This window comes from Pseudomonas sp. NyZ201 (genome assembly GCF_049860765.1).
GTDB lineage: Bacteria > Pseudomonadota > Gammaproteobacteria > Pseudomonadales > Pseudomonadaceae > Aquipseudomonas > Aquipseudomonas bharatica.
The window spans coordinates 126962-153076 of record NZ_CP187557.1; the positions used below are offsets into that span (position 1 = coordinate 126962).

Here is a 26115-nt window from a genome sequence, read left to right on the forward strand (position 1 = left end):
AGGCAACTTGAAAGTTTTTCGCAAGTTATTTGCAAATATAATGTTTCCGCTGATTTTCGTAAGTTGAGCGCGTTCATTAAAACAAGTGAACGTTGTTTTATTTGGGTGAAAGTTCCCGCTTCGGCTAATAATCGCCAAAGTAAGTTGATAATGAGTGAATGCCTCACTCCGGGCACTTTCCGGAAATGAACGAACGGACTGGATTCTTTATTGGGGCGGTTGATCGCAATCGGCCCTCGCCCGGGCGCGCTCCTTCTGCTGGTTGCAATTCGTGCAGGCGACCAGGGCCGTGCCGCAGCCGATCGATCGGTCACTTGCTCGAACTAGAGTGTGCAGAAAACGCCCAGCCTGTCATGGCCGGGCGAAGCGGGCGTGGGAAGCGGGGGAGAGAAACGCTTACCGGGCGGTCTTGCCCAGATAGTCGCGAATGGTGCGCATCGCCTTGTCGAGGTGGCGGTGCAGGATGGCCACGGCATCCTCGATGGCCTTGGCCTCGGCGGCATCGACCAGGCCGTTGTGATCGTCCTGGGTCAGCTTGCCCAGGCCCATGGAAGACAGGTGAAAGCGCAGGAAGCGTTCTTCCTGCAGCAGTTCGTTGTCGATCAGACGCAGCAGCTTCCTGTTGTGCGCCTTGGTGTAAAGGCTCATATGAAACAGACGGTTCAGGCGTCCGATCTCGGCGTGCCGGGTTTCGTTCTCCAGCAATTGGATATAGCCGCGTGCCTGGGCGATGTCTTCAGGGCCGAGCAGGGGAATCGACTGGCGCAGGGCTTCGCTTTCCAGCATGGTGCGCAGCTCGTAGGCTTCTACTGCGTCCTCGCCGATCAGCGGGGCGACTACTGCGCCCTTGTGCGCCACCACCGTCAGCAGCTCTTGGGCTTCCAGCTGACGCAGCGCCTCGCGAACCGGCATGCGGCTGACCCCGAACAGGGTTGCCAGCTCCTGTTGGCGGATCGCCATGCCCGGCGCCAGGCGTCCGTCGAGTATGGCGCTGCGCAAACGTTCTTCGATCACGCTGCGAGCCAGGTGCGCGGGGACCTGTTCGTTACCCAGGATGCTGCTGAGGAGTTTGGTTCTAGCGGCCACGCTGGTGTTGTCCTGCATTCGGTGCGGATTGGATCCAATCACGCTAGTGAGGGGTTCGCTGCTTGTCAAACCGTGCCGGCCATGCCGTTGGCAGAATCGTTTCGCCTCACGCGGGCAAGGGCCTGTGGCTGGACCGGCGCTAATCCTGAATGAACTTTAACGGGAATGAAAGTGGTGCGCCGGGCCGGGTGCCAACCGATTGTCGGACACCCTGAAAGGTGATGGCGCAATGATTGTCCGGCGCTGATTGTTTTTTCCGGGGCCTGGCGGCACCATCGTCCTTTCCAGGGATTTCGCGGACAGTCTGCCTTGGCGATACGTTGGGCCATTTTTCTGACCATGCGCCGGGTGGGATTCGCCCTGCTGCTTGGCCTGGCGTTGCTGGGCGGCTTGCGCGCGGACTGGGATTTTTCCCAGATCAGCCGCAAGGCCGCTGCCCTGTATGGCCCGCTTGGCGCGGGCCAGCAGCGCATCGACGCCTGGCAGCAACTGCTGGCAACGCAGAAGCAACTCGACGAGGCGCAGAAGCTGCAGGTGGTGAACCAGTTCTTCAACCGCCAGTTGCGCTACGAAGAGGATATCGACCTGTGGCACGAGGTCGATTACTGGGCCACGCCGATCCAGTCGCTGATCAAGGGCGCCGGCGACTGCGAGGATTACGCCATCGCCAAGTACTTCAGCCTGCGCCGCCTCGGCGTTGCCGCCGACAAATTGCGCATCACCTACGTCAAGGCCCTGCGGCAGAACCGTGCGCACATGGTTCTGACCTACTATTCCAGCCCTGACGCCATGCCCCTGGTCCTCGATAGCCTGATGGATGCAATCAAGCCGGCCAGCCAGCGTCCCGACCTGCTGCCGGTCTACGCCTTCAATGGCGAGGGCTTGTGGCTGACCGGCGCGACGGGAAACAAGAAAGTCGGCGATACCAAGCGCCTGTCGCGTTGGCAGGATCTGTTGAAAAAGATGCAGGCGGAGGGATTCCCTGCCGAGCCGGTCTACTGAGGAGCTCCGATGTCACTGTTCAAACAATTGTTGCTCGCCATCTGCCTGTTCCTGGTGGTCGCTTTCAGTGGCAGCTTCATGGTCAGCCTGGAAAGCTCGCGCAGCCAGTACGTCAATCAGTTGCGCTCGCATGCCCAGGATGCCGCTACGGCACTGGCGCTTTCGTTGACGCCGAACCTGGATGACCCGGCGATGGTCGAGCTGATGGTCAGCTCGATCTTCGACAGTGGTTACTACGCCAGCATCCGTGTGGTCGATCTCGGCTCCAATGCGGTACTGGTGGAGCGCCATGCCGACCCTGACCCGGGTGGAGTGCCGCAGTGGTTCATCAAGCTGATCGGCCTGGAAGCGGCCGGTGGCGATGCCATTGTCATGCGCGGTTGGCAGCAGGCGGCGCGGGTCGAGGTGGTCAGCCACCCGATGTTTGCCCTCGCCAAGCTGTGGCAAAGCGCCCTTGGCAGCCTTGGCTGGCTGCTGCTGTGCGGGGCGCTGAGTGCAATTGCCGGTGCCCTGTTGCTGCGGCGCCAGTTGCGTCCGCTGGACTACATGGTCGAACAGTCCCACGCCATCGCCCGCCGCGAATTCCTCAGCCTTCCGGACCTGCCGCGCACGCCCGAGCTGCGCCGGGTCGTGCAGGCGATGAACCAGATGGTCGAGAAGCTCAAGGCGCTGTACCAGGAGCAGGCCGAGCGCAGCGAGAAGCTGCGGGTCGAGTCCTACCAGGACAGCCTCACCGGGCTGGCCAACCGGCGCTATTTCGAGATGCAGTTGAATGCCCGGGTCAGCAACCTGGAAGAAGCCCGCGACGGCTACCTGCTATTGCTGCGCATGCAGGACCTCGCCGGCCTCAACCAGCGTCTTGGCGGCCAGCGTACCGACCAGCTGTTGCAGGCGGTCGGCCAGCAACTGAAAGGCATCTGCGCCAGCTTCCCGGAAACCAATAACCTGATCACCCGCAGCCGTGGTGGCGAATTCGCCGTGCTTGCGCCAGGCCTGAGCCATGACGACGCCATTCGCCTGGCGGAGGCGCTGGACGCCGGCCTGCGCGGGATTTCCGATGTCACGCCTTCGGCTTGCATCGGCCTGGCGCCGTTCAGCCCGGGTGACGAGCCCAAGGCCTTGCTGCAACTGGCCGATGAGGCCCTGGCCCGGGCCCAGAGCCAGCCGGAGCCGTCGTGGGTGTGCCTGGAGCAGGGTTCTGCGACCCAGGCCAGCGATACCCACCGGCAGTGGCATACGCTGCTGGACGATGCCCTGGCCCAGGGTCGCTTCGAACTGTTCTTCCAGCCGGTGGTGGACAGCAACCATCTCGATCGCGTGCTGCACTACAAGGTGCTCTCGCGATTGATCGACGAGCGTGGCGAAGCCATCGCCGCGGGCCGCTTCCTGCCGGCGCTGGAGCGCTTCGGCTGGGCAACCCGTCTTGACCTGCTGATGCTGGAAAAGGTGCTCAAGCAGATGCATGGGCATGACCGCTCGCTGGCGCTGAACCTGTCGGCAACCACCGTGGCCAACCCGGCCAGCCTGCAGAAGGTCTTCGACCTGCTTGGCCAGCATGCCAGCCTCGGCCCGCGCCTGACTCTGGAAATCGCCGAGGAGCAATTGCCCGAGCAGGCGGTGCTGGAACAGCTGACCCGGCGTCTGCGCGGGCTAGGCTTCAGCCTCAGCCTGCAGCATTTCGGCGGTCGCTTCAGCATGATCGGCAACCTTGCCCACCTCGGCCTGGCCTACCTGAAGATCGACGGCAGCTACATCCGCGCCATCGACGAGGAACAGCACAAGCGCATCTTCATCGAGGCGATACAGCGCGCAGCCCACAGCATCGACCTGCCGCTGATCGCCGAGCGCGTGGAAACCGAAGGCGAGTTGCAGGTGCTTCGGGAAATGGAGATCCAGGGCGTGCAAGGCCGCCTGGTGGGCGAACCGGCACCCTGGCGCTGAAGAAGATTTTGGAAGCTATACGGACCCTGTGGGAGCGGGTTTACCCGCGATTGCGGTAGTGAAGTCACTATGGCAATCGCGGGTAAACCCGCTCCCACAAGGGACTGAGTAATGCTTTAGAACTGTTTTCTGCGCGACAGCGCAGACTCCTACAGGGAGCGCGGTGAGTCAGATCAACCCGCCCTGCTCGTCTTCATCGATCAGGTTGTTCAATCCGCCCAGGGCCGCCCGTGCGGTGTTGCGGTTGAGCAGCTTGGCCTGGGCTCCTGGTGGCAGGTCGGTGATGCTGATTACACCCTTGGTGGTCAGCACATCGATCAGGTCCTCCAGGACCCGGATCATGTCCAGGTCGCTCTGCTTGAGCTGCTTGAGGCTGTTCTCCACCACATCGTCGGCGAACCACTCCAGGACCTCGGCGTGATCGGCCGGCAGCATTTCCGTGGCCTCGGCAAAGGCAACCGCTTCGACCCGGAGTAACTGGCCCGCCGCATCGCGTTGCACGTAGAACATGGTTTTACCTCGTCTCGTCGAATCCATCTCGTCAGCAGCTTAGGCCAGGCGCGCAGCGCGCGGCGCATGAGTATGCTTGGCCGCGACGCATCAGGCAAAACGGCCGTCGTCCGCCGGCTCCGCAGAGCCGGCGTCGGAACCGCTGTCAGCTGTTGTTGTGGTCGATCTTGATGGTCGGATCCGCACCGCTGATCAACGAGTTGATCGAGGTATTGGACCAGTTCACCCCTTCCAGCTTGATCGTTACGTCGGCATTGGCGATGCCGCCGCTTGCGTTCAGCTTGCCTTCACTACTGACCTGCAGGGTCGACTCGCCGTTCACCGTGGTGATCTTCAGGTAATTGTCGATGGTGCTGGCCTTTTCGCCCTGGAGCAGGTCGCTCAGGTCGAGACGGTCACCTTCGGCCGGCTTGAAGTCCTTGATGATGTCGTTGCCGGTATCCCCCGCCCGCCAGATGAAAGTGTCGGCACCCGAACCACCGGTCAGGGTGTCGTTGCCCTTGCCGCCGAACAGCAGGTCGTTGCCTTCGCCACCGAGCAGGGTGTCGTTGCCGGTACCGCCAAGCAGGATGTCATTGCCCTTGCCGCCATCGAGCGTGTCGTTGCCGCCCTGGCCGAAGAGAATGTCGTTGCCGTCGCCGCCGAACAGCTTGTCGTCGCCATCGCTGGTACGCGAGATGTCGAACTCGCTGATGTGCTCGGTGACGTACTGGTGCATGGTCTTGCTGTCCACCGCGCTGACATCGATGCCCTTCTGCTGCGCAACGTAGCTTTGCAGGGCTTCGACGCCGTTGCCGGACACGGTCGGGAACAGGATCAGGTCGCCGAACACGATGTCGTTGCCATCGCCGGCATTGACCGTGTCGTTGCCCGGAAGGGTCGCCTCGGTGTGGCCGAGGATGGCGTTGGCCAGGTTGTTGGCGTCGATGTTGGTTTGCGGCACACCGTCGGAGTCGTATGGCTTCAGGTCGCTGGTGTTGATGTCGCTGCCGATACCGATGGCCTCGATGTTCGGCGACAACGCCTTGAGTACCGCGAAGGCGCTCTTCGAGTTGTTGATGGTGTCGGTGTCGGCATAGCTGCCCTGGCCGGCCAGGCTCGACAACTCGTAGGTACCGTCGCCCTGGGCATGCAGGGTGCCACTGAGCGACGAGAACCAGCTGCCGTTCTTGTACAGGTTGAGGTTGCCGCTGCTGTCGATGGTCAGGTAGTTGTTGTTGTCCAGGTTGGTATTCACCACCTGGCCGATCTTGTAGTTGATCGACGACAGGTAGGTGTCCATCGTCAGGTTGGCCTTGCTGCCGCTGTAGGTGATCAGCGTCGGGTTCACCCGTTCGCCGGTCTGGTAGTAGGTCGGCTGGCCGTCGGTAATGAAGAAGGTCTGGTTGGTCGCGGTGACACCGGCGTTCTTCAGGGCCTGGAACCAGTTCGCAGTGGTCTTGAAGGCGTCCTCGTAGTTGGTGCCGCCGTTGGCCGACATCGACGTCAGGGCGTTTTTCAGGGTCTGCAGCGCGCCGCTGTCGGCCAGGTTCACCGATACGGTGGATTTGACCTGGGTGGCGAAGTCCACCAGGAGGATGTTCACCGTGCCGGAGCTGGCGCCCTGGACGCTGTTGGACAAGGTGGTGAACACCGACTGCAGGGCTTTCTGCGCCGCGTCCACCGAGTCCTTCATGCTGCCCGAGGTGTCGACGATGAATGCCAGGTTGTAGTTCTGCCCGGCGACCACGTGCAGGCCGTTGATGTCGGCGGCGATGAGGTCGTTGCCGTCGGTACCGGTCCAGGTGTCGCTGTCGGCGGTGGCGTTCACCGCTGTGGCGTAGGTGTCGCCATACACCGTGACCTTGATGCTGCCCGGCGTGGTGGCGCTGCTGCCGTTGACGCTTTCGGTGGCGATGGCGCTGACCGACACGTTGAAGGTCCCGGAGTAGTACGCCGGTGGCTTGATGGTCAGGGCGTTGAGGTTCCAGCCGGTGACGTCTACCAGGGTGCTGCCCACGGCGACACTGTGGCCGGCGTTGTCGCTGATCACCGAGCCGGCCGGGATGCCGCCGAGCTTGACCGCCAGGGTTTCCGAGCCGTCGGTGTCGGTCAGGGCCGAGCTGATGCCCACCAGCTTGACCGTGCCGTTCTCGCCGCCTTCATTGAGCTTGTAGCCGTCGTAGTAACCCTTGCCGCCGCTGCCGTGCAGGTCGGAAACGGTGACGCCGGCTGCCGCCAGGGCCGCCACGGTCGGGTACAGCGCGGTGCCGGCCTGGCTGACGTCGATGGTCGCGCCGCCGTTCACCGAGAGGTTGACGTCGTAGCTGCCCGGGCCCGCCTGGTTGTAGTGGTAGATCTCGACGGTGTAGTAGCCGCTCTTGGTCGGGGTGAAGGTGCCGTTGAGCTGGCCGCCGGCGCCCCAGGTGGTGCTGGCCACGTCCTTGCCGCCCACTACCACTGCCAGGCTGTCGTCACCGGTACCGGTGAATTTGTAGGTGCTGCCGGCCTCCATGTACATCAGGCCGGACGTCTTCGAGGCAACGCCCGCCGTCACCGAGGTTTCCGCGGCGTTGGTGGCGATGGTGGTGGACTGCGCCTTGCCGGCCGCCGCGTCGATCACCGATTTCAGGGTTGCGGCATTGGCGCCGTTGCCGTCGGTGCCCAGGCCCGACAGCCCGGTGTAGATCTCCTTGGTCAGGCCGATCGAGGCCACGGCGTTGCTGCCGATGGTCAGGGTCGGCTGGTCGGCGACCGGGGTGATATCGACTTTCAGCGTGGCTTCGTTGCCCATGTCCTTGCCGTCGTACGGCTTGAACTTGATCTGCGCATAGTCGGCCTGCTGGTTGCCCACGCCGGAGCCGCCGTTGGCGCTGATGCCCGACTGGTTGGCCTGCGGCACGAACTTCAGGTTGCCCGCATCGATATCGGCCTTGCTGAACACCTTGCCGGTGTCGGCGGCGGTCAGGGTCTTCCAGGTTGCGCCGTCCTTGTATTGCAGGGTGCCGTTGGCCGGCAGCTGGGTGATGGTGATGCCCAGCGCGCTCGGCAGGTTGTCCAGGTCGCTGACACCCAGGCTGGACCAGGTCAGGGCCAGGTCGGTGTCCTCGGTGCCGGTGATCTCGCCACCGGCGGCGGTCGGTGCATCGTTCACCGGCACCACGTTGACCGTGGTGGTGGCGACGTTCGAGGTATTGACCCCGTCCGTGACCGTCACGGTGATGACCCGCGGTGTGCTGCTTGGGTCATCGCTGGTGTTGATGAAGGTGATGTTCTTCAGGCGCTGGATGTAATCGGCGATCGACGCCGGGCCGCTAAGGACCAGGGTGACCTTGTCGTTGGTGCTCACCGCATTGATGCTGATGCCACCCACGCTGTTGCCCAGGTTCAGCGCATCGCCGGCCATGCGGTTGGTCAGGGTCACGGTAGCCCCGGTCATCAACGTGCTGTCGTAGTCGGTGATGTTCAGGTCGATATCGCCGATGGACACGCCGGCGCCCGGCTGGCCTTCGGTGAAGGTCACCTGGTAATCGGCACCGGTCGCACCGCTGGAGTTGTTGGCGTCCAGGTCCAGGACCGGTGCCGGCTCGTAGATCGAGGTGGTCACGCTGCCCTGGGTCGGGCTGACCACCACGCTCTCGAAGTTGCCGCCGGTGGCCGAGTCGATCTTGACGGTGAACTGTTCCGTGCCTTCGGTCACCAGGTCCTTGATGGTCGGGATGGTGAAGTCGACCTTGTTCGCCCCGGCCGGGATGGTCACGGTGGTCACGCCGGTGTAGTCCGAGCCATTGGTGGCGGTGCCGGAATAGCTCAGCTTGACGGTGACCGCCGACTGCGACGGGTTGCTCAGGTTGATGGTGTAGCTGCCGGTCGCGCCCTCGGCCACCAGCGTGCTGCCGCTGATGCTGATGGTGGTCGGCGTATTGGTGTCGGTGACCTGGGTGACCGCTGGCGTGGCGTTGTAGGCCAGGTTCTCGAAGCCGCCACCGCTGGCACCGGTGATCTTCGTGCTGATGCTGCTGGCGTCGATGTACGGGGTGTCCGCCGGTGCTGGCAGGGTGATGCTGCTGGACAGCTGGTCCTTGCCGATAACGATGGTCGAGCCGTTGGACAGCGTCACGGTTACCGGCGACGCTGCCGGGTTGGTCAGGGTCGCGGTGTAGGTGATCTGCCCGCCTTCCTGTACCGAGCCGGTGGCGCTGAGGCTCACGGTGGTGGTGTCGATCGGGCCGTCGGTGACCGTGGTGGTGGTGGTGCCGGAGGCCTCCAGTTTCTCGAAGTTGCCGCCACTGACGCCGGTGATGCTGTTGGTCAGCGTCGGGTTGCTGGTGTACGGGTTGTTCGGTGCGGTGTAGTTGACCGAGCCGCTGGTGGCATTGACCGGGATGGTGATCGACTGGCCGTTGGCCAGGCTGATGACCAGCGGCGCAACGGTCACCGGCGAGCTGACGGTAGCGGTGTAGACCACGGTGCCGCCCTCGATCACGCTCGGGGTTGCACTCAGGGTCACGGTGCTGGTGTCGATGGTATCGGTGACCGAAGTCACGGCCGGAGCCGAGCTGACGTTGACCTTCTCGAAGTCGCCGCCGGTGGTGGCGGTGATGCTCGTGCTGACGTTGGTGGCATCGACGTACACGCTGTTCTTCGGCGCATCGACGGTCACCGAGCCTTCGCTCAGGCCCTTGGCGATGTTGATGGTCGAGCCGTTGCTCAGGGTCACGGTCATCGCCGAGCCGGCCGGGTTGGACAGCTTGGCGGTGTAGGTGATCTGGCCGCCTTCCTGCACGGTGTTGGTCGCCGTGAGGGTGACATTGGTGGTGTCCAGGTTCGACGGGCTGTCGGTCACCGTGGTGGTGGTCGTGCCCGTGCTCACCAGCTTCTCGTAGTTGCCGCCGGTCATGCCGGTGATGCTGTTGGTCAGCGGTGTATTGGTGGCATACACATTGTTCGGCGCGACGTAGGTCACGGTACCGCTGGTGGCATTGACCGGGATGGTGATGGACTGGCCGTTGGCCAGGCTGATGACCAGCGGTGCCACGGTCACCGGCGAGGTGACGGTGGCGGTATAGGTGACCACGCCGCCTTCGACCACGCTTGGCGTGGCGGTCAGGGTCACGGTCGAGGTGTCGATCGTATCGGTGACCGCCGTCACGGCGGGCGTGCTGCTGATATTCAGTTTCTCGAAGTCGCCGCCACTGGTGCCGCTGATCGTCGCGCTGACATTGCCGGCGTCGATATACACGCTGTTCTTCGGCGCATCGACGGTCACCGAGCCTTCGCTCATGCCCTTGGCGATGGAGATGGTCGAGCCATTGCTCAGGCTGACGGTCATTGCGCTGCCGGCCGGGTTGGTCAGTTTGGCGGTGTAGGTGATCTGGCTGCCTTCCTGGACGGTGCCGGAGGCGGTCAGGCTTACCCCGGTGGTGTCGAGGTTGTTCGGGTTGTCATTGACTACGGTGCTGGGTGTGCCGGCGGTCACCAGCTTCTCGTAGTTGCCGCCGGTTACGCCGGTGATGCTGTTGGTCAGCGGCGCGTTGGTGCCATAGACGTTGTTTGGCGCGGTGAAGTCTACCGAGCCGCTCGAAGCGTTGACCGGGATGGTGATGCTTTGGCCGTTGGCGAGGCTGATGACCAGCGGGGTGCCGGTAACCGGAGCCGTGACGGAGGCGGTGTAGGTCACCACGCCGCTCTCGGTCACGCTCGGCGTAGCCGTCAGGGTCACGGTGGACGTGTCGATGGTATCGGTGATTGCCGTAACTGCCGGGGTTGCGTTGACGTTCACCTTCTCGAAATCACCGCCCGTGGTGCCGGTGATAGTGGCGCTGACATTGGTGGCGTCCACATAGACGCTGTTTTTCGGCGCATCGACGGTGACGGTGCCTTCGCTCAGGCCCTTGGCGATGTTGATTGTCGAGCCATTGCTCAGGCTGACGGTCATGGCGCTGCCGGCCGGGTTGGACAGCTTGGCGGTGTAGGTGATCTGGCCGCCTTCATCCACCGACGGTGTGGCGCTCAGGGCCACGTTGGTGGTGTCCAGGTTCGACGGGTTGTCGTTGACCACGGTAGTCGGCGTGCCGGTCGATACCAGCTTCTCGAAGTTACCGCCGGTCATGCCGGTAATGCTGTTGGTCAGTGCCGTATTGGTGGCGTAGACGTTGTTCGGTGCCGTGAAGTTGACCGAGCCGGAGGTTTCGTTGACGCCGATGGTGATCGATTGGCCGTTCTGCAGGCTGATAACCAGCGGGGCCCCGGTAACCGGCGAACTGACGGTGGCGGTGTAGGTGACCACGCCGCCTTCGGTCACGCTTGGCGTGGCGCTGAGGGTCACGGTCGAGGTGTCGATGGTATCGGTGACTGCGGTTACGGCCGGAGTCGAGCTGATCGCCAGCTTCTCGAAATCGCCACCGCTGGTGCCAGTGATAGTGGCGCTGACGTTGGTGGCATCGACGTACACGCTGTTTTTCGGCGCATCGACGGTCACCGTGCCTTCGCTCATGCCTTTGGCGATGGAGATGGTCGAGCCATTGCTCAGGCTGACGGTCATGGCGCTGCCGGCCGGGTTGGTCAGCTTGGCGGTGTAGGTGATCTGGCCGCCTTCCTGGACGGTGCCGGAGGCGGTCAGGCTGACCCCGGTGGTGTCGAGGTTGTTCGGGTTGTCATTGACTACGGTGCTGGGTGTGCCGGCGGTCACCAGCTTCTCGTAGTTGCCGCCGGTCACGCCGGTGATGCTGTTGGTCAGCGGCGCGTTGGTGCCATAGACGTTGTTTGGCGCGGTGAAGTCTACCGAGCCGCTCGAAGCGTTGACCGGGATGGTGATGCTTTGGCCGTTGGCGAGGCTGATGACCAGCGGGGTGCCGGTAACCGGAGCCGTGACGGAGGCGGTGTAGGTCACCACGCCGCCCTCGGTCACGCTCGGCGTAGCCGTCAGGGTCACGGTGGACGTGTCGATGGTATCGGTGATTGCCGTAACTGCCGGGGTTGCGTTGACGTTCACCTTCTCGAAATCACCGCCCGTGGTGCCGGTGATAGTGGCGCTGACATTGGTGGCGTCCACATAGACGCTGTTTTTCGGCGCATCGACGGTGACGGTGCCTTCGCTCAGGCCCTTGGCGATGTTGATTGTCGAGCCGTTGCTCAGGCTGACGGTCATGTCGCTTCCGGCCGGGTTGGTCAGCTTGGCGGTGTAGGTGATCTGGCCGCCTTCCTGGACGGTGCCGGTGGCGGTCAGGCTGACCCCGGTGGTGTCGAGGTTATTCGGGTTGTCGTTGACCACGGTGCTTGGCGTACCAGCGGTCACCAGCTTCTCGTAGTTGCCGCCGGTCACGCCGGTGATGCTGTTGGTCAGCGGCGCGTTGGTGCCATAGACGTTGTTTGGCGCGGTGAAGTCCACCGAGCCGCTCGAAGCGTTGACCGGGATGGTAATGCTCTGGCCGTTGGCGAGGGTGATGACCAGCGGGGTGCCGGTAACCGGAGCCGTGACGGAGGCGGTGTAGGTCACCACGCCGCCCTCGGTCACGCTCGGCGTAGCCGTCAGGGTCACGGTGGACGTGTCGATGGTATCGGTGACTGCGGTTACGGCCGGAGTCGGGCTGATCGCCAGCTTCTCGAAATCGCCACCGCTAGTGCCAGTGATAGTGGCGCTGACGTTGGTGGCATCGACGTACACGCTGTTTTTCGGCGCATCGACGGTGACGGTGCCCTCACTCAGGCCCTTGGCGATGTTGATTGTCGAGCCGTTGCTCAGGCTGACGGTCATGTCGCTGCCGGCCGGGTTGGTCAGCTTGGCGGTGTAGGTGATCTGGCCGCCTTCCTGGACGGTGCCGGAGGCGGTCAGGCTTACCCCGGTGGTGTCGAGGTTGTTCGGGTTGTCATTGACTACGGTGCTGGGTGTGCCGGCGGTCACCAGCTTCTCGTAGTTGCCGCCGGTCACGCCGGTGATGCTGTTGGTCAGTGCCGTATTGGTGGCGTAGACGTTGTTCGGTGCCGTGAAGTTGACCGAGCCGGAGGTTTCGTTGACGCCGATGGTGATCGATTGGCCGTTCTGCAGGCTGATAACCAGCGGGGCCCCGGTAACCGGCGAACTGACGGTGGCGGTGTAGGTGACCACGCCGCCTTCGGTCACGCTTGGCGTGGCGCTGAGGGTCACGGTCGAGGTGTCGATGGTATCGGTGACTGCGGTTACGGCCGGAGTCGGGCTGATCGCCAGCTTCTCGAAATCGCCACCGCTGGTGCCAGTGATAGTGGCGCTGACGTTGGTGGCATCGACGTACACGCTGTTTTTCGGCGCATCGACGGTAACGGTGCCTTCGCTCAGGCCCTTGGCGATGTTGATCGTCGAGCCGTTGCTCAGGCTGACGGTCATGTCGCTGCCGGCCGGGTTGGTCAGCTTGGCGGTGTAGGTGATCTGGCCGCCTTCCTGGACGGTGCCGGAGGCGGTCAGGCTGACCCCGGTGGTGTCGAGGTTATTCGGGTTGTCGTTGACCACGGTGCTTGGCGTACCAGCGGTCACCAGCTTCTCGTAGTTGCCGCCGGTCACGCCGGTGATGCTGTTGGTCAGCGGCGCGTTGGTGCCGTAGACGTTGTTCGGGGCGGTGAAGTCTACCGAGCCGCTCGAAGCGTTGACCGGGATGGTGATGCTTTGGCCATTGGCGAGGGTGATGACCAGCGGGGTGCCGGTAACCGGAGCCGTAACCGACGCTGTGTAGGTGACAACGCCGCCTTCCACTGCGCTCGGAGTCGCGGTCAGGGTGACTGTACTGGTGTCGATCGAATCTGTAACGGCAGTGACGGTAGCTGTCGGGCTGACTTCCAGATGCTCGAAGTCACCACCAGTAGTCCCGGTGACAGTCACGCTGACGTTGCCGCCGTCCACATAGACGGTGTTGGCAGGCGCTGCGAAGGTCACGCTGCCTTCGGAGAGGCCCTTACCAATGGTGATCACCTCACCATTGCTGAGGGTGATCTTCATCTCGCTGCCCGCCGGGTTGGTCAGGCGGGCGGTGTAAACGATATCGCCACCTTCCTGGACGGTGCCGGTAGCGCTGAGGGTCAGGCCGGTAGTGTCCAGGCGGGCCGGATCGTCGGTTACCACGGTGGTAGGGGTGCCGGCGGTTTCCAATTTCTCGTAGTTGCCGCCAGTGACACCGGTGATGCTGTTGGTCAGCGGCGTGTTGGTGTTCAGGACGTTATTCGGCGCGATGAAATCTACCGAGCCGCTGGAGCTGTTAACCGGGATGGTGATGCTCTGTCCGTTGGCCAGGCTGATAACCAGCGGAGTGCCAGTGACCGGCGCGGTAACCGAGGCGGTGTAGGTAACCACACCGCCTTCAACAGCACTGGCGGTGGCCGTCAAAGTCACGGTCGAAGTGTCGATGCTGTCGGTGACAGCAGTCACAGCCGCCGTTGGGCTGACTTCCAGATGCTCAAAGTCGCCGCCGGTAGTTCCGGTGACGGTCACGCTGACGTTGCCGCCGTCCACGTAAACGGTGTTTTGCGGCGCCGGGAAGGTTACAGAACCTTCGGACAGACCTTTGCCAATAGTGATCACCTCGCCATTGCTGAGGGTAACCTTCATTTCGCTGCCGGCCGGATTGGTCAGGCGGGCGGTGTAGACGATGTCGCCACCTTCCTGGACGGTGCCAGTAGCGCTGAGGGTCAGGCCAGTAGTGTCCAGGCGAGCGGGATCGTCGGTCACGACAGTAGTTGGGGTGCCAGCAGTCTCCAACTTCTCGTAGTTGCCGCCAGTGACGCCGGTGATGCTGTTGGTCAGCGGCGTGTTGGTATTCAGCACGTTGTTCGGTGCAATAAAGTCCACCGAACCGCTCGAAGAATTGACCGGAATGGTGATCGACTGGCCGTTCGCCAGAGAGATGACCAGAGGCGTACCAGTGACTGGCGCGGTAACCGAAGCGGTGTAGGTGACGACACCGCCTTCCACTGCACTCGAAGTCGCGGTCAGGGTGACGGTCGACGTATCGATCGAATCCGTAACGGCAGTGACGGCAGCTGTCGGGCTGACTTCCAGATGCTCGAAGTCGCCACCAGTAGTCCCGGTGACGGTCACGCTGACGTTGCCGCCATCTACGTAGACGGTGTTGGCTGGTGCTGCGAAGGTCACGGAGCCTTCCGACAGACCTTTGCCGATGGTGATCACCTCGCCGTTGCTGAGGGTGATCTTCATCTCGCTGCCCGCTGGGTTTGTCAGGCGGGCGGTGTAGACGATGTCGCCGCCTTCCTGGACGGTACCCGTGGCTGAAAGCGTCAGGCCAGTGGTGTCCAGGCGAGCCGGATCGTCGGTCACGACGGTGGTCGGAGTGCCGGTGGTCTCGAGCTTCTCGTAGTTGCCGCCAGTGACACCGGTGATGCTGTTGGTCAGCGGGGTATTGGTGTTCAGGACGTTGTTCGGCGCAATGAAATCCACCGAACCGCTGGAGCTGTTGACCGGGATGGTGATGCTTTGGCCATTGGCGAGACTGATGACCAGTGGCGTGCCGGTGACCGGCGCAGTAACCGAGGCGGTATAGGTCACCACACCACCTTCAACAGCACTGGCGGTGGCGGTCAGAGTGACAGTCGAGGTATCGATGCTGTCAGTTACGGCAGTTACCGCCGCCGTTGGACTGACTTCCAGATGTTCGAAGTCGCCGCCGGTGGTGTCAGTGATGGTGACACTGACGTTGCCGCCGTCCACATACACGGTGTTCTGAGGTGCAGCGAAGGTGACAGACCCCTCACTCAGGCCCTTACCGATGGTGATCACTTCCCCGTTGCTGAGGGTGATCTTCATCTCGCTGCCCGCCGGATTGGTCAGGCGAGCGGTGTAGACGATATCGCCGCCTTCCTGGACGGTGCCGGTGGCGGACAGGGTCAGGCCGGTGGTGTCCAGGCGAGCTGGGTCGTCAGTCACGACCGTAGTCGGGGTGCCGGTGGTTTCGAGTTTTTCGTAGTTGCCACCGGTTACGCCGGTGATGCTGTTGGTCAGCGGGGTGTTGGTATTCAGGACGTTGTTCGGCGCGATGAAATCCACCGAGCCGCTGGAGCTGTTGACCGGAATGGTGATTGACTGGCCGTTGGCCAAAGTTACAACTAGCGGAGTGCCAGTAACCGGAGCCGTGACGGAGGCGGTGTAGGTGACGACACCGCCTTCCACTGCACTCGAAGTTGCGGTCAGGGTGACGGTCGACGTATCGATCGAATCCGTAACGGCAGTGACAGCCGGAGTCGGGCTGACTTCCAGATGCTCGAAGTCGCCGCCGGTAGTGCCTGTGACGGTGACGCTGACGTTGCCGCCATCTACGTAAACGGTGTTTTGCGGGGCGGGGAAGGTGATAGACCCTTCACTTAAGCCCTTGCCGATGGTGATCACCTCGCCGTTGCTGAGGGTGATCTTCATTTCACTGCCAGCCGGATTGGTCAGGCGAGCGGTGTAGACGATGTCACCGCCTTCCTGAACGGTGCCGGTGGCGGACAGGGTCAGACCGGTAGTATCCAGGCGAGCCGGGTCATCGGTTACGACGGTGGTCGGGGTACCGGCGGTTTCCAATTTTTCGTAGTTGCCACCGGTGACGCCGATGATGCTGTTGGTCAGCGGCGTATTGGTGTTCAGCACGTTGTTCGGGGCGATGAAATCGACCGAACCGCTGGAGCTGTTGACCGGAATGGTGATCGACTGGCCGTTCGCCAAAGAGATGACCAGAGGGGTGCCAGTGACTGGCGCGGTAACCGAGGCGGTGTAGGTGACGACGCCACCTTCGACGGCGCTCGCAGTCGCGGTCAGAGTCACGGTCGAAGTGTCGATGCTGTCAGTGACAGCGGTCACCGCCGCAGTCGGATTGATTTCAAGGTGCTCGAAATCGCCACCGGTGGTGCCCGTGACGGTCACGCTAACGTTGCCGCCGTCCACGTAAACGGTGTTCTGAGGCGCTGGGAAGGTCACGCTGCCTTCCGACAGACCTTTGCCGATGGTGATCACTTCCCCGTTGCTGAGGGTGATCTTCATCTCGCTGCCCGCCGGATTGGTCAGGCGGGCGGTGTAGACGATGTCACCGCCTTCCTGAACGGTGCCGGTGGCGGACAGGGTCAGGCCAGTGGTGTCCAGGCGAGTTGGGTCGTCGGTCACGACGGTGGTCGGCGTGCCGGCGGTTTCGAGTTTTTCGTAGTTGCCACCGGTTACGCCGGTGATGCTGTTGGTCAGCGGGGTGTTGGTATTCAGGACGTTGTTCGGCGCGATGAAATCCACCGAGCCGCTGGAGCTGTTGACCGGAATGGTGATTGACTGGCCGTTGGCCAAAGTTACAACTAGCGGAGTGCCAGTAACCGGAGCCGTGACGGAGGCGGTGTAGGTGACGACACCGCCTTCCACTGCACTCGAAGTTGCGGTCAGGGTGACGGTCGACGTATCGATCGAATCCGTAACGGCAGTGACAGCCGGAGTCGGGCTGACTTCCAGATGCTCGAAGTCGCCGCCGGTAGTGCCTGTGACGGTGACGCTGACGTTGCCGCCGTCCACGTAAACGGTGTTCTGAGGCGCTGGGAAGGTCACGCTGCCTTCCGACAGACCTTTGCCGATGGTGATCACTTCCCCGTTGCTGAGGGTGATCTTCATCTCGCTGCCCGCCGGATTGGTCAGGCGGGCGGTGTAGACGATGTCACCGCCTTCCTGAACGGTGCCGGTGGCGGACAGGGTCAGGCCAGTGGTGTCCAGGCGAGTTGGGTCGTCGGTCACGACGGTGGTCGGCGTGCCGGCGGTTTCCAATTTCTCGTAATTACCACCAGTGACACCGGTGATGCTGTTGGTCAGCGGCGTATTGGTATTCAGGACGTTATTCGGCGCAATGAAATCGACCGAACCGCTCGAAGCGTTGACCGGAATGGTGATCGATTGGCCATTCGCCAAGGTTATGACCAACGGTGTACCGGTCACCGGCGAGGTAACCGAGGCGGTGTAGGTGACGACGCCACCTTCGACGGCGCTCGCAGTCGCGGTCAGAGTCACGGTCGAAGTGTCGATGCTGTCAGTGACAGCGGTCACCGCCGCAGTCGGATTGATTTCAAGGTGCTCGAAATCGCCACCGGTGGTGCCCGTGACGGTCACGCTAACGTTGCCGCCGTCCACGTAAACGGTGTTCTGAGGCGCTGGGAAGGTCACGCTGCCTTCCGACAGACCTTTGCCGATGGTGATCACTTCCCCGTTGCTGAGGGTGATCTTCATCTCGCTGCCCGCCGGATTGGTCAGGCGGGCGGTGTAGACGATGTCACCGCCTTCCTGAACGGTGCCGGTGGCGGACAGGGTCAGGCCAGTGGTGTCCAGGCGAGTTGGGTCGTCGGTCACGACGGTGGTCGGCGTGCCGGCGGTTTCCAATTTCTCGTAATTACCACCAGTGACACCGGTGATGCTATTGGTCAGTGGTGTATTGGTGTTCAGCACGTTGTTCGGGGCGATGAAGTCGACCGAGCCGCTGGAACTGTTGACCGGGATTGTGATCGACTGGCCGTTGGCCAGGCTGATGACCAGCGGGGTGCCGGTAACTGGTGCCGTGACGGAGGCGGTGTAGGTGACGACGCCACCTTCCACTGCGCTTGGAGTCGCGGTTAGGGTGACTGTACTGGTGTCGATCGAATCCGTAACGGCAGTGATGGCCGCCGTCGGGCTGACTTCTAGGTGCTCGAAGTCTCCGCCGGTGGTGCCGGTGATGGTCACGCTGACGTTGCCACCGTCCACATAAACGGTGTTCTGAGGTGCAGCGAAGGTGATAGACCCTTCACTTAAGCCCTTGCCGATGGTGATCACCTCACCATTGCTCAGCGTGATCTTCATCTCGCTGCCCGCCGGGTTGGTCAGGCGGGCGGTGTAGACGATGTCACCGCCTTCCTGGACGGTGCCGGTGGCGGACAAGGTCAGGCCGGTGGTGTCCAGGCGAGCCGGGTCGTCGGTTACGACGGTGGTTGGCGTGCCGGCGGTTTCCAGCTTCTCGTAGTTGCCACCGGTGACGCCGGTGATGCTGTTGGTCAGCGGCGTATTGGTGTTCAGGACGTTATTCGGGGCGATGAAGTCCACCGAACCGCTGGAAGCGTTGACCGGAATGGTGATCGATTGGCCATTCGCCAAGGAGATGACCAGAGGCGTACCAGTGACTGGCGCGGTGACCGAGGCGGTATAGGTCACCACACCGCCTTCAACAGCGCTGGCGGTGGCGGTCAGGGTAACGGTGCTGGTGTCGATCGAGTCGGTAACGGCAGTGACAGCCGCAGTCGGGCTGACTTCCAGATGTTCGAAGTCGCCGCCAGTGGTACCGGTGATGGTGACGCTGACGTTGCCGCCGTCTACGTACACAGTGTTCTGCGGTGCAGCGAACGTGACAGAGCCCTCGCTCAAGCCCTTGCCAATAGTGATCACCTCGCCATTGCTGAGGGTGATCTTCATCTCGCTGCCCGCCGGATTGGTCAGGCGAGCGGTGTAGACGATATCGCCGCCTTCCTGGACGGTGCCGGTGGCGCTGAGCGTCAGGCCAGTGGTATCCAGGCGGGCCGGGTCGTCGGTCACAACGGTAGTCGGCGTGCCGGCGGTTTCCAGCTTCTCGTAGTTGCCGCCAGTGACACCGGTGATGCTGTTGGTCAGTGGGGTGTTGGTGTTCAACACGTTGTTCGGGGCAATAAAGTCCACCGAACCGCTCGAAGAATTGACCGGAATGGTGATCGACTGGCCGTTCGCCAAAGAGATGACCAGAGGCGTACCAGTGACTGGCGCGGTAACCGAGGCGGTATAGGTCACCACACCGCCTTCAACAGCACTAGCGGTGGCGGTCAGAGTGACCGTCGAGGTATCGATGCTGTCGGTAATAGCAGTCACGGCTGCAGTCGGGCTGACTTCAAGGTGTTCGAAGTCACCGCCGATGGTACCGGTGATCGTCACACTGACATTGCCAGCATCGACGTACACGGTGTTGGCAGGCGCTGCAAAGGTTACAGAACCTTCGGACAGACCTTTCCCGATAGTGATCACTTCCCCGTTGCTGAGGGTGATCTTCATTTCACTGCCCGCCGGGTTGGTCAAGCGAGCGGTGTAGACGATGTCGCCGCCTTCCTGGACGGTGCCGGTAGCGGACAGGGTCAGGCCAGTAGTGTCCAGGCGAGCTGGATCGTCGGTCACGACGGTGGTCGGGGTACCGGCAGTTTCGAGCTTCTCGTAGTTGCCACCGGTAACCCCGGTGATGCTGTTGGTCAAAGGCGTGTTGGTGTTGAGGACGTTATTCGGCGCAATGAAATCGACCGAACCGCTGGAGCTGTTCACCGGGATGGTGATCGACTGGCCGTTCGCCAAGGAGATGACCAGAGGCGTACCACTAACTGGCGCGGTAACCGAGGCGGTGTAGGTGACGACACCGCCTTCAACAGCGCTGGCGGTGGCGGTCAGGGTAACGGTGCTGGTGTCGATCGAGTCGGTAACGGCAGTGACAGCCGCAGTCGGGCTGACTTCCAGATGTTCGAAGTCGCCGCCAGTGGTGCCGGTGATGGTGACGCTGACGTTGCCGCCGTCTACGTACACAGTGTTCTGCGGTGCAGCGAACGTGACAGAGCCCTCGCTCAAGCCCTTGCCAATAGTGATCACCTCGCCATTGCTGAGGGTGATCTTCATCTCGCTGCCCGCCGGATTGGTCAGGCGAGCGGTGTAGACGATATCGCCGCCTTCCTGGACGGTGCCGGTGGCGCTGAGCGTCAGGCCAGTGGTATCCAGGCGGGCCGGGTCGTCGGTCACAACGGTAGTCGGCGTGCCGGCGGTTTCCAGCTTCTCGTAGTTGCCGCCAGTGACACCGGTGATGCTGTTGGTCAGTGGGGTGTTGGTGTTCAACACGTTGTTCGGGGCAATAAAGTCCACCGAACCGCTCGAAGAATTGACCGGAATGGTGATCGACTGGCCGTTCGCCAAAGAGATGACCAGAGGCGTACCAGTGACTGGCGCGGTAACCGAGGCGGTATAGGTCACCACACCGCCTTCAACAGCACTAGCGGTGGCGGTCAGAGTGACCGTCGAGGTATCGATGCTGTCGGTAATAGCAGTCACGGCTGCAGTCGGGCTGACTTCAAGGTGTTCGAAGTCACCGCCGATGGTACCGGTGATCGTCACACTGACATTGCCAGCATCGACGTACACGGTGTTGGCAGGCGCTGCAAAGGTTACAGAACCTTCGGACAGACCTTTCCCGATAGTGATCACTTCCCCGTTGCTGAGGGTGATCTTCATTTCACTGCCCGCCGGGTTGGTCAAGCGAGCGGTGTAGACGATGTCGCCGCCTTCCTGGACGGTGCCGGTAGCGGACAGGGTCAGGCCAGTAGTGTCCAGGCGAGCTGGATCGTCGGTCACGACGGTGGTCGGGGTACCGGCAGTTTCGAGCTTCTCGTAGTTGCCACCGGTAACCCCGGTGATGCTGTTGGTCAAAGGCGTGTTGGTGTTGAGGACGTTATTCGGCGCAATGAAATCGACCGAACCGCTGGAGCTGTTCACCGGGATGGTGATCGACTGGCCGTTCGCCAAGGAGATGACCAGAGGCGTACCACTAACTGGCGCGGTAACCGAGGCGGTGTAGGTGACGACACCGCCTTCAACAGCGCTGGCGGTGGCGGTCAGGGTAACGGTGCTGGTGTCGATCGAGTCGGTAACGGCAGTGACAGCCGCAGTCGGGCTGACTTCCAGATGTTCGAAGTCGCCGCCAGTGGTGCCGGTGATGGTGACGCTGACGTTGCCGCCGTCTACGTACACAGTGTTCTGCGGTGCAGCGAACGTGACAGAGCCCTCGCTCAAGCCCTTGCCAATAGTGATCACCTCGCCATTGCTGAGGGTGATCTTCATCTCGCTGCCCGCCGGATTGGTCAGGCGAGCGGTGTAGACGATATCGCCGCCTTCCTGGACGGTGCCGGTGGCGCTGAGCGTCAGGCCAGTGGTATCCAGGCGGGCCGGGTCGTCGGTCACAACGGTAGTCGGCGTGCCGGCGGTTTCCAGCTTCTCGTAGTTGCCGCCAGTGACACCGGTGATGCTGTTGGTCAGCGGCGTATTGGTATTCAGCACGTTGTTCGGCGCAATGAAATCGACCGAGCCGCTGGAGCTGTTCACTGGGATAGTGATCGACTGGCCGTTAGCCAGACTGATGACCAGCGGAGTGCCGGTAACGGGTGCAGTGACGGAGGCGGTGTAGGTCACTACGCCGCCCTCAACAGCGCTGGCGGTAGCCGTCAAAGTCACGGTCGAAGTATCGATGCTGTCGGTAACTGCGGTCACTGCCGCGGTCGGGCTGACTTCCAGATGCTCGAAGTCGCCGCCGGTGGTACCCGTGACGGTGACGCTGACATTACTGCCATCTACATAAACGGTATTGGCTGGTGCCGCGAAGGTCACGCTGCCTTCCGACAGACCTTTGCCGATGGTAATGACCTCGCCATTACTCAGCGTGATCTTCATTTCACTGCCGGCCGGGTTGGTCAGGCGAGCGGTGTAGACGATGTCTCCACCTTCCTGGACGGTGCCTGTGGCCGACAGGGTCAGGCCAGTGGTGTCCAGGCGAGCGGGATCGTCGGTCACGACGGTGGTCGGCGTGCCGGCGGTTTCCAATTTCTCGTAATTGCCACCGGTGACGCCGGTGATGCTGTTGGTCAGCGGCGTGTTGGTATTCAGCACGTTGTTCGGTGCAACAAAGTCCACCGAACCGCTCGAAGAATTGACCGGAATGGTGATCGACTGGCCGTTCGCCAGAGAGATGACCAGAGGCGTACCAGTGACTGGCGCGGTAACCGAAGCGGTGTAGGTGACAACGCCGCCTTCCACTGCGCTCGGAGTCGCGGTCAGGGTGACTGTACTGGTGTCGATCGAATCTGTAACGGCAGTGACGGCAGCTGTCGGGCTGACTTCCAGATGCTCGAAGTCACCACCAGTAGTCCCGGTGACAGTCACGCTGACGTTGCCGCCGTCCACATAGACGGTGTTGGCAGGCGCTGCGAAGGTCACGCTGCCTTCGGAGAGGCCCTTGCCTATGGTGATCACTTCGCCATTGCTGAGGGTGACCTTCATTTCGCTGCCGGCCGGATTGGTCAGGCGGGCGGTGTAGACGATGTCGCCGCCTTCCTGGACGGTGCCAGTAGCGCTGAGGGTCAGGCCAGTAGTGTCCAGGCGAGCGGGATCGTCGGTCACGACGGTGGTTGGCGTGCCGGCGGTTTCCAGCTTCTCGTAGTTGCCACCGGTGACACCGGTGATGCTGTTGGTCAGCGGGGTATTTGTGTTCAGCACGTTGTTCGGGGCGATGAAGTCGACCGAGCCGCTGGAGCTGTTGACCGGGATTGTGATCGACTGGCCGTTGGCCAGGCTGATGACCAGCGGGGTGCCGGTAACGGGTGCAGTGACGGAGGCGGTGTAGGTCACTACGCCGCCTTCGACGGCGCTCGAAGTTGCGGTCAGGGTTACGGTGCTGGTGTCGATGCTATCGGTGACGGCGGTCACTGCGGCGGTCGGGCTTACTTCCAGATGTTCGAAGTCCCCGCCGGTAGTGCCTGTGACGGTGACGCTGACGTTGCCGCCATCTACGTAAACGGTGTTTTGAGGCGCCGCGAAGGTCACGGAGCCTTCACTCAGGCCCTTGCCGATGGTGATCACTTCACCATTGCTCAGCGTGATCTTCATCTCGCTGCCAGCCGGATTGGTCAGGCGAGCGGTATAGACGATGTCGCCACCCTCTTGGACGGTGCCGGTGGCCGACAGGGTCAGGCCGGTAGTGTCGAGGCGTGCCGGATCGTCATTGACCATAGTGGTCGGAGTTCCGGCAGTGTCCAGCTTCTCGTAATTGCCACCAGTGACGCCGGTGATGCTGTTGGTCAGCGGCGTGTTGGTGTTCAGGACGTTGTTCGGCGCAATGAAATCCACCGAGCCACTCGAAGCGTTGACCGGGATGGTGATCGATTGACCATTGGCCAGGCTGATCACCAGCGGCGTGCCGGTAACCGGAGCCGTGACCGAGGCGGTATAGGTCACCACGCCGCCTTCGGTGACGCTCGGGGTCGCGGTCAGGGTGACAGTCGAGGTGTCGATGCTGTCGGTGATCGCCGTCACCGCCGCAGCCGGATTCACCGCCAGTTTTTCGAAGTCACCGCCGGTCGTGCCGGTCACGGTGACGCTGACATTGCCCGCATCCACATAAACGGTGTTCGCAGGCGCCGCGAAGGTCACGGTGCCCTGGGTCTGGCCCTGGGCAATGGTGATGGTCTCACCATTGCTCAGGCTGATCTTCATTTCGCTGCCGGCCGGGTTGCTCAGGGTCGCGGTGTAGACGATCTGCCCGCCTTCGGCGACGGAACCGGTGGCGCCCAGGGTCAGGGTGGTGGTGTCCAGGCGCGCCGGGTCATCGGTGACGGTAGTGGTGGTCGTGCCGGTACCGGCGACCAGGCTCTCGTAGTTGCCGCCACTGACGCCGGTGATGCTGTTGGTCAGCGGTGCGTTGGTGGCCAGCACGTTGTCCGGCGCGGTGAAATTGACCGAGCCGGAGGTCTGGCCCACCGCGATGGTGATGCTCTGGCCGTTGGCCAGGTTGACGATTACCGGCGTGCCGGTCACCGGAGCGCCGACAGAGGCGGTGTAGGTCACCACGCCGCCTTCGGGCACGCTCGGGCTGGCGCTGAGGGTCACGGTGGTGGTGTCGGTGGAGTCGGTAACAGTGGTGACCGCCGGAGCCGGATTGGCCGCCAGGTTCTCGAAGTTGCCACCGGAGACGCCGGTAATGCTGGTGCTGATCGGCGCCGCGCCGTTGTAGACGTCGTTAGGCGCGGTGAACTGCACGCTGCCGCTGGTGCCGCCGACCGGGATGGTGATGCTCTGGCCGTTGGAAAGGGTGACGATGACCGGGGCGCCGGTCACTGGCGAGGTGACGCTGGCGGTGTAGGTAATCACGCCGTTCTCGGCAACGCTTGGGCTGGCGCCGAGGCTGACGGTGGTGGTGTCGGTGGAGTCGGTAACGGTGGTGACGGCCGGAGCTGGATTGGCTGCCAGATTCTCGAAGTTGCCGCCGGACACACCGGTGATGGTGGTGCTGATCGGCGCCGCGCCGTTGTAGACGTCGTTCGGTGCAGTGAACTGCACGCTGCCGCTGGTACCACCGACCGGAATGGTGATGCTCTGACCATTGGACAGGCTGACGATGACCGGGGTGTCGGTTACCGGCGAGGTGACGCTGGCGGTGTAGGTAATCACGCCGTTCTCGGCAACGCTTGGGCTGGCGCCGAGGCTGACGGTGGTCGTGTCGATCGAGTCGTTGATAACGGTGACGGCCGGCGTGGTATTCGGCACTAGGTTCTCGAAGTTGCCGCCCGTCGCTCCGGTGATGGTCACGCTGACGGTGCTGCCGTTGGCGTAGACGTCATTGGCCGGGGTCTGCACCTGTACGCTGCCGCTGGATTCGCCCGCGGCGATGCTGATCACCGCGCCGTTGGACAGGGTGATGGTCACCGGCGTCTGCGCAGGGTTGTTCAGGCTGGCGGTGTAGGTGATCGCGCCGCCTTCGGTCACGCTGCTGCCAGCGGTCAGGCTGGCAGTGGTGGTATCCAGGGTGTCGGTGATGGTGGTGACCGCCGGCGCGGTGCTCGGCGTGATGTTCAGGCCATCGCCGCCGCTGGTGCCGGTGATGGTGACGGCAATCTGGCGGTTGTCGAGGTAGACGTTGTCGCTGGCGGGAACCGCGACGCTGAGGCTGCCCGTCAATTGCCCGGCGGCGATGACGATGACCTGGCCGTTGGACAGGGTGACGCGGGTTTCGCTGGTCGCAGCCTGGGTCAGGGTAGCGGTATAGACCACCGAACCACCCGCTTCGGAGACGTTTGGCGTCGCGCTCAGGGTCAGGCCGCTGTCTACCAGGACGGTCGCCAGCTGCTGGTTGACCGTCTGGTCTGGCGCTCCGGTGAGCTGGTCATTCAGATTGCCGGCAAAGGTGAGGCCTTCCGTCTGATAACCGATCACCGGCGCCACGGAACCGGCGACTTCCTCCAGCATGACCACGCTGTGGCCGCCACCTGGCGCGCTACTGCCTTCCGATTGCGGGCCGGCCGCGGTCGCTTCAAGGTCCTTGGTCGGGTCGGCACCGGCGGCGATGGCCTGTTGCAGTTCCTCCACCGATGGCGCGGCCTGGGCGGTAGCCTGCGCAAGGTCACTGCTGGAGGCAGGAGCGTCGGCGCTCCACTGTGTTTCACGGCCCAGATCGAGGGTTCGACCGTCCGTCAGTTCGAGGGTCACGGCACCGGCCTGCCCCGTCAAAACCTGGTCGCCCGCGAACAGTCGGTCGCCTTCGATAAGTACACGTTGGATCCCGTCCTGGGAAACGGCGACAACCTGGCCAACAACACGTTTGACGATGGCGACAACACTGCTCATGACACTCTCCGAACTAACCGTTCAATGTGGCTTCCTTACGCGATAGGGCTGGTGTTTGCCGCGATCTGCTTGGAATGTTTCGCAAGACACTACTGATTTGCTTTATGTCAATTTTATGGCTGATTCGGGGTCTTTATTTCTTTTCGTCAAAGTATTGACCCGAGTGTCGCCATCCTAAACAATCGTTTCCTTAATGTCAC

General features: G+C 62.6%; 5 protein-coding genes. 2 read left to right on the forward strand and 3 right to left on the reverse strand.

From position 1 onward, the window contains the following. Nucleotides 1-396: 396 nt before the first annotated feature. The gene (locus ACPFMA_RS00610) at nt 397-1104 is read right to left on the reverse strand and encodes a GntR family transcriptional regulator (protein WP_420059568.1); all 708 of its coding nucleotides are present in this window, start codon (nt 1102-1104) and stop codon (nt 397-399) included. Between the two features lie 321 nt (nt 1105-1425). Here ACPFMA_RS00610 and lapG point away from each other — a divergent pair, with 321 nt between their 5' ends. Beyond that, nucleotides 1426-2088, forward strand: coding sequence for a cysteine protease LapG (gene lapG / locus ACPFMA_RS00615; RefSeq protein WP_158467804.1), 663 nt, complete (start codon nt 1426-1428; stop codon nt 2086-2088). 9 nt (nt 2089-2097) lie between these two features. After that, on the forward strand, nt 2098-4029 hold the full coding sequence (gene lapD, locus ACPFMA_RS00620; RefSeq protein WP_009400410.1) for a cyclic di-GMP receptor LapD: 1932 nt from the start codon (nt 2098-2100) through the stop codon (nt 4027-4029). A 168-nt stretch (nt 4030-4197) separates the two neighbouring features. On the opposite strand, the gene ACPFMA_RS00625 is transcribed toward lapD, so the two are convergent. Then, the gene (locus ACPFMA_RS00625) at nt 4198-4539 is read right to left on the reverse strand and encodes a hypothetical protein (protein WP_009407649.1); all 342 of its coding nucleotides are present in this window, start codon (nt 4537-4539) and stop codon (nt 4198-4200) included. Between the two features lie 145 nt (nt 4540-4684). Further along, nucleotides 4685-25915 (reverse strand): retention module-containing protein, encoded by a 21231-nt coding sequence (locus ACPFMA_RS00630; RefSeq protein ID WP_425929506.1) that lies wholly within the window; start codon nt 25913-25915, stop codon nt 4685-4687. Nucleotides 25916-26115 lie beyond the last annotated feature (200 nt).

Bases quoted from the DNA above. Each gene is read 5' to 3' on its own strand.
- ACPFMA_RS00610 (WP_420059568.1), bottom strand. From the start codon at position 1,104: ATGCAGGACAACACCAGCGTGGCCGCTAGAACCAAACTCCTCAGCAGC.
- lapG (WP_158467804.1), top strand. From the start codon at position 1,426: ATGCGCCGGGTGGGATTCGCCCTGCTGCTTGGCCTGGCGTTGCTGGGC.
- lapD (WP_009400410.1), top strand. From the start codon at position 2,098: ATGTCACTGTTCAAACAATTGTTGCTCGCCATCTGCCTGTTCCTGGTG.
- ACPFMA_RS00625 (WP_009407649.1), bottom strand. From the start codon at position 4,539: ATGTTCTACGTGCAACGCGATGCGGCGGGCCAGTTACTCCGGGTCGAA.
- ACPFMA_RS00630 (WP_425929506.1), bottom strand. From the start codon at position 25,915: ATGAGCAGTGTTGTCGCCATCGTCAAACGTGTTGTTGGCCAGGTTGTC.